Here is a 2178-nt window from a genome sequence, read left to right as displayed (position 1 = left end):
TCACTGCCGGTAAGTATTGAGTACCAGTAAGCAGGAGGACAGTCCGGTGCTGAATATTATTCATCGTCTGAAGTCCGGTATGTTTCCGGCGCTGTTTTTTCTGACTTCAGCCAGTGTGCTGGCACAACCCCTGATTATTCCGCCGGGCCACTGGCAGGAGGGAATGGCTGTGGGCGTGACGGAGTTCAGCGGCACGCTGTATGTTCGCGATGTGTCCTGGCAGTGGCAGCCCCGTTCTGTGCGGATGGGGACACCAGACGCCGTGCAGGCCGGTCTGACAACGGGTAAAAGTGGGATGGTCAGTGAAAGCCGGAGAGGGCAGGATTTTTATATTCTTGGCGGACATACCACATCACTGACAACTGCCCGTCCGGGGCTGCAGCCGTCAGTGACATTACTTCAGGTGGCGCCATCATCTCCCCGTATTGCGGCCCGGGGAGAACTTGCCCGGGGACAGGTGCGTTACGGGGAAATCACGTTCACGATGCGCCATCTTCTGGCATGGCAGGACAATATCACTGCCGGTCAGGGCTGGAGCGTGGTCAGCGGAGAGGTGACGCCGGAGGCCGAAAAGCAGGTGAAACGCCAGTTATGGCAGGTGAACGGCTATGAATGGACTCCGGACTATGCCGGGTTAACCGCGCGTCCTGATGCGTTTATTTCAGGCGCTGAGTCGCTGTTGTCACAGGAGAATGGCAGCCAGCATATTGCCGGTGCCTGGGTGACATCCCTGAGTGATGTGCGGGTGAATTTCCCCGGTGCTGAGGAGCCGGTAAAACGCTGGCAGGGTAATCTGACGCCGGTGGTGGTGTATTTCTGATGGCCCGGCAACGAAAAGTGTTAATACCGATGTGGTGGGTGGTTGGTGTCTGTGTGGCAGCAACCTGTATGGCATGTCTGGTACTGACACTGGTGATGTTCTGTGCGGTACTGATGTGGTGAAGGTCGTAAGTATGAGACAAAAAATCCTTCTGACCGGAACCTGCTGGTATGAACTGACAGGGCTGTGGCACCTGTTGTCAGCACAGGGCCACAACGTTTACCGTGTACCTCCGGGGTATCCCTGTGCCCGGCATGGCTGGGACCTGATTATTGTGGCGCTGAGTGCAGAGCCTGTTACGGGCTGGGGGCGTCATCTGTCCTGGATACGTGAACTGAGGGCAGAAATGCCCGGTGAAATGCTGGTTCTGGTACCGGAAAGGCTGGAAATGCTGAAGGTGTTGCGAAATATCTGTCCGGTGTACAGCGGATGCATGCCGCTGTCGTGCCTGGAAAGAACTGTCCGCATGGCACTGAACAGAAAGACAGCCCGTACCGGTAAATTCCGCCTGACGTCCGGACAACGACAGGCACTGAAGCGTCTTTCTGAGAGAGGAAGAGACCGTCCCCTGAATCTGAAACAGAGTGAACGGGGGTTGTACTGGCATTATGCCCGGCTGGCAGAGAATGTGGGCGTCAGGGATTTCAGGATGCTGTTGATGACCGGGCTGGACCGGGAGGTTCATAAAATGGAAGACCGACAGTATGGACAGTAATTTTGTATCCGCAGACAGACTGATGCGTGCGCTCAGTAACGGGGAGTTTGAACCGTATCTCCAGCCGGTGGTTTCTGCATCCGACCTTACTGTGTCCGGTGCAGAGCTTCTGGTTCGCTGGCATATGCCGACGGGAGAAATCCTTCCGCCGGCATATTTCATTAACCGGGTGGAATCTGCCGGTCTGTTGTTGCCTGTGACGGAAAAAATCCTGAACCGTGCGGTGGCAGGGCTTTCGGAGGTTAAAGCCATGCTGCCGCGTGATTTCCGGCTTGCCGTGAATGTGACGCCGGCCCTGCTGGCTGAGCGTGAGTTCACTCAGATGTGTCTGGCGCTGGCAGGGCATGACAGCATACATCTGGTTCTGGAGCTGACGGAGCAGCAGCCGTTTAACATGGACAGACAGACCGAAGAGAAACTGAGCCGGCTGTGTGATGCCGGAGTGGCATTTGCGCTGGATGATTTCGGAACCGGATGTTCCGTACTGTCGTACCTGAAGCACTTTCCGGTCAGTTATATAAAAATGGACAGGAGCTTCACACAGGACATTCTGAGTGAAAAGACATCCCGGCATATCGTGGAAAGTGTTGTCGGGCTGGCAGGAAAGCTGGGTATTGATACGGTGGCAGAAGGTGTGGAAACA

At 55.7% G+C, this 2178-nt stretch carries 4 protein-coding genes; all 4 read left to right on the top strand.

The window, feature by feature from the left end:
- The first annotated feature begins 46 nt into the window (after positions 1 to 46).
- Positions 47 to 820, top strand: a complete 774-nt coding sequence (gene faeJ / locus C0K55_RS25545) for a F4 (K88) fimbria accessory protein FaeJ (protein WP_105267058.1) — start codon at positions 47 to 49, stop codon at positions 818 to 820.
- A complete protein-coding gene (locus C0K55_RS26980; RefSeq protein ID WP_256112207.1) occupies positions 820 to 942 on the top strand; it encodes a hypothetical protein in 123 nt (40 codons plus the stop codon). The genes faeJ and C0K55_RS26980 overlap by 1 nt, the downstream gene beginning before the upstream one ends.
- Positions 894 to 1535, top strand: coding sequence for a hypothetical protein (locus C0K55_RS25540; protein ID WP_105267057.1), 642 nt, complete (start codon positions 894 to 896; stop codon positions 1533 to 1535). Before C0K55_RS26980 ends, C0K55_RS25540 begins: the two co-directional genes overlap by 49 nt.
- A partial coding sequence (locus tag C0K55_RS25535; RefSeq protein ID WP_105267056.1) for an EAL domain-containing protein occupies positions 1525 to 2178 on the top strand: 654 nt, incomplete at its 3' end. The genes C0K55_RS25540 and C0K55_RS25535, both read left to right, overlap by 11 nt.

The organism is Escherichia sp. MOD1-EC6098 (genome assembly GCF_002965865.1).
In the GTDB taxonomy this organism is placed as follows: Bacteria; Pseudomonadota; Gammaproteobacteria; order Enterobacterales; family Enterobacteriaceae; genus Escherichia; species Escherichia marmotae.
The sequence above is the reverse complement of the archived record's forward strand: the minus strand, read 5'-3'. Positions and strand labels throughout refer to the sequence as shown.

What these genes read in the sequence shown, in the direction of transcription:
- C0K55_RS26980 (WP_256112207.1), top strand. Translation starts at nt 820, where the DNA reads ATGGCCCGGCAACGAAAAGTGTTAATACCGATGTGGTGGGTGGTTGGT.
- C0K55_RS25540 (WP_105267057.1), top strand. Translation starts at nt 894, where the DNA reads ATGTCTGGTACTGACACTGGTGATGTTCTGTGCGGTACTGATGTGGTG.